Raw genomic sequence first — 6,860 nt, forward strand, 5'->3', positions numbered from 1 at the left:
GGGTAGCTTAATGGAGTATCAAAGCTGTTTTGACATCATCGGCCCAATTATGGTTGGGCCATCAAGTTCTCATACCGCCGGTGTTGTATCAATTGGGAAATTTGTTTATGAGTTGCTTGGAGGGTCCCCGCAAAGGGCGGATATTACTTTCTATGATTCGTTCTCCGAAACATACCAGGGACACGGAACGGATAAGGCGCTTCTTGGCGGTCTGCTTGGGATGAACACAGATGATACCAGAATTAGATATGCGGTTGAATTAACTAAACGATACGGGCTTCACTATGAATTTAAATTTGAAGATCGCTGTCCTTATTACGATCATCCAAATACAACTGTTATTAGGGCAAGACGTGCGGGCCATTTTGTTAAAGTAGGCGGTGTATCATTAGGCGGCGGTTTATCAAAAATCTTTATGATTGATGATGAAATAGTTGATATTCGATTAAGCACAAGTGATGATTTTTCAGAAATCGCAGCAAAATTTCGTTCCAATCCTTTTCATGAAGCGATCTTGGAGGGTGTATGATGGATTTTCGGTCAATGAACGAGCTTCTTGAACTTTGTAACCGTGAACGGAAAACAGTTGGCGACATGATGCTGATGGTGGAAATGGAAAAATCAGGCCGTGACAAAGAGACGATCATCGATATGATGGCAAAGCGGTTAATTAAAATGAAGCAAGCAGTGGAGACCGGTGTAGTGGATGCTTCCCCGGCACCAAGCGGTATTTCCGGCGGTGATGCCGTCAAGATGAGCGAATATGTAAATAACGGGAAGGGCTTATCAGGTCCATATATTAACGATGCCATGACGTTCTCAATGGCAACATCTGAAAGCAATGCACGGATGGGCGTGATTGTGGCGACGCCAACGGCCGGGGCAGCCGGTATTTTACCGGGGGTTTTATTTTCACTGCGAAAGAATGACGACACCTCCTATCGGGATTTAGTCATGGGTTTGTTTACCGCAAGTGCACTCGGATATGTGATTGCCAACCGCTCCTTTATCTCTGGAGCGGCAGGAGGATGCCAAGCGGAGGTTGGTTCGGCCACCGCAATGGCGGCAGGGGCAATTGTTGAATTAAAGGGCGGGACACCAGAGCAGGTCGTAAACGCCACCGCAATCGCGATGAAATCCCTTTTAGGGTTAGTATGTGACCCAGTCGCCGGTCTCGTAGAAGTTCCTTGCATTAAGCGAAACGTGATCGGCACTTCGATTGCCTTTTCAGCAGCCGACCTGTCGCTTGCTGGAATTGAAAGCCGGATCCCATGTGATGAAGTCATTGAGGCAATGTACAAAATAGGCAAGGAAATGCCGCGTACACTAAGGGAAACGGCACTCGGCGGCCTAGCGATGACGGACACGGGAATAAAATTAAAGGATCGGTTACTTTGCAGAAACACATAAGACGGAGGGGCTCAGATGAGTACAGATACAGTATTAAAGCGGACACCGCTTTTTGAAACTTATAAAAAGTACGGCGCAAAGGTCATTGATTTTGGAGGCTGGGAGCTTCCGGTTCAATTTTCTGGAATTTTAGAAGAACATGAGGCAGTCCGTAACGAGGCAGGCCTGTTCGATGTTTCACATATGGGTGAGGTTCTTGTAGAAGGAAAAGATGCTGAGAGCTATATTAATTACCTAGTAACAAACGATGTAGCCAAGCTTCAGATCAACCAGGCACAGTATACGGCAATGTGTTATCCGGACGGCGGAACAGTCGATGATTTACTAGTTTACAAGTTAGCGAGTGAAAAGTATCTGCTTGTGATTAATGCGGCAAATATTGAAAAAGATTACGAGTGGATGAAACAGCAGGCACAAGGGAATGTAGCCTTAACAAATATTTCTTCTGACACTGCCCAGCTTGCCATTCAAGGTCCAAAAGCCGAAAAAATTTTACAAAAAGTAACCGATACAAATTTAGCGGAAATTGGCTTTTTCCATTTTGCTGATCATGTCACGGTTTCCGGGATCTCTGGTGTACTAGTCTCGCGCACCGGCTATACGGGGGAGGACGGATTTGAGCTTTATTTAGCGGCAGACAAAGTGGAAGCGCTTTGGGAGAGGCTCTTAGATGCAGGAACAGAAGATGGCTTAAAGCCTTGCGGACTTGGGGCCCGGGATACACTTCGCTTTGAAGCCCGCTTGGCACTGTATGGTCAAGAGCTTTCCAGCGACATCGGACCGCTCGAATCAGGCATTGGATTTGCCGTAAAAACAAACAAAGAATCAGCATTTATAGGTAAGGAAGTACTTGCTAAGCAAAAAGAAGAAGGATTAAAACGAAAAATAGTCGGAATCGAAGTGACAGGGAGAGGAATCCCGCGGCATGGCTATAAAGTATTTTCTGAAGGCGGAGAGGAAATCGGCTTCATTACATCGGGAACCCATTCCCCGACATTGAAGAAAAGTTTAGGCCTTGCCCTTTTAAGCGCAGAGTTTGCAACAGTTGGAACTCAGGTTAAGGTGGAAATTCGCAATAAGCAAATTGAGGCAGTTGTTGTGAAAACACCTTTTTATAAAAAGAGTTAGGTTCATTTTTTCCGAGATTGATTGGTTTTACAGGAATGACTAAATTTTGAAAACTAGGGTGGAAGGAAGGATTCATATGACAAACGCGACAGCAAACCTTTTATATAGCAAGGAGCATGAGTGGGTATTATTATTGGGTGAAAATCGTGTGCGAATCGGAATCTCTGATTATGCACAGCACCAGTTGGGGGATATCGTTTTCGTTGAGAATCCAGCAGAAGGCGATGAATTAACGGCTAACGAAACAATCGGGACAATTGAGTCGGTTAAAGCAGTTTCTGATATTTACTCACCTGTATCCGGTACAGTTGTAAGTGTCAATGAGGAACTGGAAAGCGCTCCTGAGACGATCAATGAACAACCATATGATGCCGGCTGGCTGGTAGAGGTAGAATTGTCCAATCCAGAAGAATTAGAATCCCTTTTAAATGAGGCTGAGTACCAGGCATTTATTAATGAAGGAGAGGAATAGGATGACAGCGACTTATCGATACCTTCCTGATACAAAAGAAGATCAAGCGGAAATGCTTGAATTGTTAAATGTTTCGTCTGTGGAAGCGTTATTCGAGGATTTACCGGCGGAGATTCGTCTCGATGGTGAGCTAAATATACCGGAAGCAGTTCCTGAACCGCTTCTGTTGAAAAAAATGCAGCAGCTTGCTGGGCAAAATATAAATGCAAATCAATACCCGACGTTTCTTGGTGCAGGAACCTATGACCATTACATCCCAAGTGTAGTGAATCACATGATATCCCGCTCTGAATTTTATACAGCCTATACACCCTATCAGCCGGAAATCAGCCAGGGTGAACTGCAGGCGATCTTTGAATTTCAAACAATGGTATGTGAACTGACAGGAATGGATGTAGCCAATTCTTCGATGTACGATGGCTTTACTTCATTGGCTGAAGCAGCCTCTCTTGCAGTTGCTCATACGAAGCGCACTAAAGTAATTGTGTCACAGGCGGTTCATCCTGAATCCCGCGCCGTTCTGAAAACGGTAGCTGTGGGACAGACATATATAATGGAAGAAACTCGTCTTGATGGTGATGTAACAGACTTAAAGCAGCTTGAGGAACAAGTAGACCAAACCACTGCGGCTGTGATTGTCCAATACCCAAATTTCTTTGGTTCGATTGAAGATTTAGCGGAATTGAAGAAAATTGCAGCGGCAAAAGGGGCTCTGTTTATTGTCAGTGCTAACCCGCTTGCGCTGGCACTCTTGGAGGCACCGGGAAATCTCGGGGCGGATATTGTGATCGGTGATATGCAGCCATTAGGAATCCCAATGTCCTTTGGCGGTCCGCATTGTGGTTACTTTGCCGTTGATAAAAAGTTGATGCGTAAAGTCCCGGGCCGGATTGTCGGGCAAACGTCAGATGATCAAGGGAAACGCGGCTTTGTGTTGACCCTGCAAGCACGGGAGCAGCATATTCGCCGTGACAAAGCATCCTCCAATATCTGTTCCAATCAGGCATTGAATGCCCTTGCTTCTGCCATTTGTATGTCGGCACTTGGAAAACAAGGGATTCGTGACATGGCCCAGCTGAACATTGAGAAAGCTGCTTATATGGCCAAACGGTTAAAAGAAAAAGGATTTATTATTGAAAATCAGGCACCATTCTTTAATGAATTTATCGTTGAGCTGCCGCTTCCGGTCAAGCAAGTAAATGCGAAGCTTCTTGAAGCGGGCATCATTGGCGGGTTTGATTTGGGAAGTGAGTACGGGTTCGAAAATCAAATGCTGATTGCTGTAACTGAGCAGCGGACAAAAGAGGAGATTGACCAATTTATCAATGTATTGGAGGCAGTTGTAAATGGTTGAGTATAGTGAGTTAATCTTTGAAATCAGTCGCTCTGGCCGTGTTGGTGCCAGCCTTCCGGCAAGCGATGTTGAAAAAGTTGATTTGCAAGAACTGCTTCCTGCGCATTTGATCCGTCAAGATGCAGCGGAGCTGCCGGAAGTATCTGAGCTTCAGCTGGTACGCCATTATACAGCACTTTCGAATAAAAATCACGGGGTTGATAATGGTTTCTATCCGCTTGGTTCTTGTACAATGAAATACAATCCAAAAATTAACGAAGATGTGGCACGGTTTGACGGCTTTAGCCGCATTCATCCTTATCAGCCGGTTGAAACCGTACAAGGCGCCCTTAGGCTTCTATATGAATTGCAGGAAGAATTAGCTGTCATTACCGGAATGGATGCCGTTACACTGCAGCCTTCTGCCGGTGCTCAAGGCGAATGGACCGGGTTGATGATGGTAAAAGCTTATCATGAGCAAAAGGGTGAAAAGAGAACAAAGGTACTTGTTCCTGACTCTGCCCATGGAACCAACCCTGCCAGTGCAACCGTTGCTGGTTTTAAAACGGTAACCATTCCATCAAATAAAGATGGGTTGGTTGACCTCGAAGAATTAAAGAAACATGTCAATGGTGACACAGCTGCATTAATGCTGACAAACCCGAATACACTTGGATTATTTGAAAAAGAAATCCTGGATATTGCCAAGATTGTCCATGAAGCAGGTGGGTTATTGTATTACGATGGAGCCAATGCGAATGCGATTTTAGGGAAAACGACTCCAGGCAAAATGGGCTTTGACATTGTCCATTTAAATCTTCATAAAACTTTTACAACCCCTCATGGAGGCGGAGGTCCTGGCGCGGGTCCGGTCGGTGTTAAGAAGAAATTGATTCCGTTCCTGCCTGTACCGCGTGTTGACAAAGACGGTGACCGCTATGTGCTGGATACGAATCAGCCCTTGTCAATCGGCAGGGTAAAAGGCTATTATGGGAATTTTGGCATTCTTGTCCGCGCGTATACCTATATTCGGACAATGGGGCCAGAAGGATTGCGTCAAGTATCGGAAAGCGCTGTGCTTCATGCGAATTATCTTCGCAAGAAACTTGAACCGTATTTTGAGGCTCCATATTCACAAGTTTGTAAGCACGAATTTGTTTTATCGGGATCCAAACAGAAAAAGCTTGGTGTCAGGACTCTTGATATGGCTAAACGCCTGCTTGATTTCGGCTATCATCCGCCTACCATCTACTTCCCGTTGAATGTAGAAGAATGCCTGATGATTGAACCGACAGAAACAGAGTCAAAAGAAACATTGGATGCTTTTGCTGATGTGATGATTCAAATTGCTAAAGAAGTAGAAGAAAATCCTGGCGTGGTGCTGGAGGCCCCGCATACAACCGTGATTGGACGATTGGATGAGGTACAGGCGGCAAGGCAGCCAATCTTGCGCTATAAAAAGGAAGCAAGCAAAGAAACTGTAAAATCTTAACCGTTCATAGTTAAAAAAATAGGCCACCACGTATGAAAAGAGGCGGATTGTCATTACTTTCATTCGTGGTGGTTTTAAACAAACTGAATCAATTTTTGACTCGATTCGTTCATGGGAGTAGATGAAATGACTGTGGAACACGTTCGCAAACCTGATTGGCTTAAAATTAAATTAAATACGAATGAACAATATACCGGTTTAAAGAAAATGATGCGTGAAAAAAAGCTTCATACAGTCTGTGAAGAGGCGAAATGCCCTAACATTCATGAATGTTGGGCTGTAAGAAGAACCGCAACATTTATGATATTAGGAAGTGTCTGCACTAGGGCTTGCCGTTTCTGTGCTGTACAAACCGGGCTTCCGACAGAGCTGGATTTGGTGGAGCCGGAACGTGTAGCTGAATCGGTCGAGCAAATGGGTTTAAAGCATGTTGTCATCACCGCTGTTGCCCGAGATGATTTAAAAGATGGAGGCGCGAGCGTTTTCGCCGAGACCGTTCGTGCAGTTCGGCGCCGGAACCCATTTTGCAGTGTAGAAGTTCTTCCATCCGATATGAATGGAGAATATGAAAATTTAAAAATATTAATGGATGCAAGGCCCGATATATTAAACCATAACATTGAAACGGTAAAGCGCTTGACCCCAAAAGTGCGTGCCCGCGCTACATATGAACGGTCGCTCGAGTTTTTAAGAAGGTCAAAAGAAATAAACCCAAACATTCCGACCAAATCCAGCATTATGATTGGTCTTGGCGAAACAAAAGAAGAAATTATGGAAGCGATGGACGATCTTCGTGCTAACAATGTGGACATCGTTACAATTGGCCAATATTTGCAGCCGACAAAACAACATTTAAAAGTCCAAAAGTATTGGAGTCCGCAAGAGTTCAACGAATTAAAGGAAATCGCCATGCAAAAAGGGTTCAGTCATTGTGAAGCAGGCCCACTCGTTCGCTCTTCTTATCATGCAGATGAACAGGTTAATGCGATAAAAATGAATGTGTAAATTATCGCGTTGGACTATAG

7 protein-coding genes are annotated in these 6,860 nt (G+C 44.7%); all 7 read left to right on the forward strand.

The features are described from left to right. Window positions 1-10: 10 nt before the first annotated feature. The 7 genes from ACNQGS_RS25480 to lipA all read left to right on the forward strand — a co-directional run bounded on the left by ACNQGS_RS25480 (window position 11) and on the right by lipA (window position 6,840). Window positions 11-529: a serine dehydratase beta chain gene (locus tag ACNQGS_RS25480; RefSeq protein ID WP_423800640.1), complete on the forward strand. Its 519-nt coding sequence runs from the start codon at window positions 11-13 to the stop codon at window positions 527-529. Then, complete coding sequence (gene sdaAA / locus ACNQGS_RS25485; protein ID WP_491489769.1) at window positions 529-1,410, forward strand: L-serine ammonia-lyase, iron-sulfur-dependent, subunit alpha; 882 nt, start codon at window positions 529-531, stop codon at window positions 1,408-1,410. The genes ACNQGS_RS25480 and sdaAA overlap by 1 nt, the downstream gene beginning before the upstream one ends. Before the next feature lie 15 nt (window positions 1,411-1,425). After that, window positions 1,426-2,538: a glycine cleavage system aminomethyltransferase GcvT gene (gene gcvT, locus ACNQGS_RS25490; RefSeq protein WP_491489770.1), complete on the forward strand. Its 1,113-nt coding sequence runs from the start codon at window positions 1,426-1,428 to the stop codon at window positions 2,536-2,538. 76 nt (window positions 2,539-2,614) lie between these two features. Beyond that, entirely contained in the window at window positions 2,615-3,010 is a 396-nt protein-coding gene (gene gcvH / locus ACNQGS_RS25495; protein ID WP_423800643.1) for a glycine cleavage system protein GcvH, read from the forward strand. Window position 3,011: 1 nt separating this feature from the next. Next, the gene (gene gcvPA, locus ACNQGS_RS25500) at window positions 3,012-4,364 is read left to right on the forward strand and encodes an aminomethyl-transferring glycine dehydrogenase subunit GcvPA (RefSeq protein WP_491489771.1); all 1,353 of its coding nucleotides are present in this window, start codon (window positions 3,012-3,014) and stop codon (window positions 4,362-4,364) included. Next, window positions 4,357-5,835, forward strand: a complete 1,479-nt coding sequence (gene gcvPB / locus ACNQGS_RS25505) for an aminomethyl-transferring glycine dehydrogenase subunit GcvPB (protein WP_491489773.1) — start codon at window positions 4,357-4,359, stop codon at window positions 5,833-5,835. The genes gcvPA and gcvPB overlap by 8 nt, the downstream gene beginning before the upstream one ends. Window positions 5,836-5,961: 126 nt before the next feature. Continuing rightward, on the forward strand, window positions 5,962-6,840 hold the full coding sequence (gene lipA, locus ACNQGS_RS25510; RefSeq protein ID WP_491489774.1) for a lipoyl synthase: 879 nt from the start codon (window positions 5,962-5,964) through the stop codon (window positions 6,838-6,840). The last annotated feature ends 20 nt before the right edge of the window (window positions 6,841-6,860 follow it).

This window comes from Neobacillus sp. PVCKKU3 (genome assembly GCF_058323225.1).

Excerpts from the sequence above, each read along its gene's own strand:
- sdaAA (WP_491489769.1), top strand. The coding sequence starts at position 529 with ATGGATTTTCGGTCAATGAACGAGCTTCTTGAACTTTGTAACCGTGAA.
- gcvH (WP_423800643.1), top strand. The coding sequence starts at position 2,615 with ATGACAAACGCGACAGCAAACCTTTTATATAGCAAGGAGCATGAGTGG.
- gcvPB (WP_491489773.1), top strand. The coding sequence starts at position 4,357 with ATGGTTGAGTATAGTGAGTTAATCTTTGAAATCAGTCGCTCTGGCCGT.
- gcvPA (WP_491489771.1), top strand. The coding sequence starts at position 3,012 with ATGACAGCGACTTATCGATACCTTCCTGATACAAAAGAAGATCAAGCG.
- lipA (WP_491489774.1), top strand. The coding sequence starts at position 5,962 with ATGACTGTGGAACACGTTCGCAAACCTGATTGGCTTAAAATTAAATTA.
- ACNQGS_RS25480 (WP_423800640.1), top strand. The coding sequence starts at position 11 with ATGGAGTATCAAAGCTGTTTTGACATCATCGGCCCAATTATGGTTGGG.
- gcvT (WP_491489770.1), top strand. The coding sequence starts at position 1,426 with ATGAGTACAGATACAGTATTAAAGCGGACACCGCTTTTTGAAACTTAT.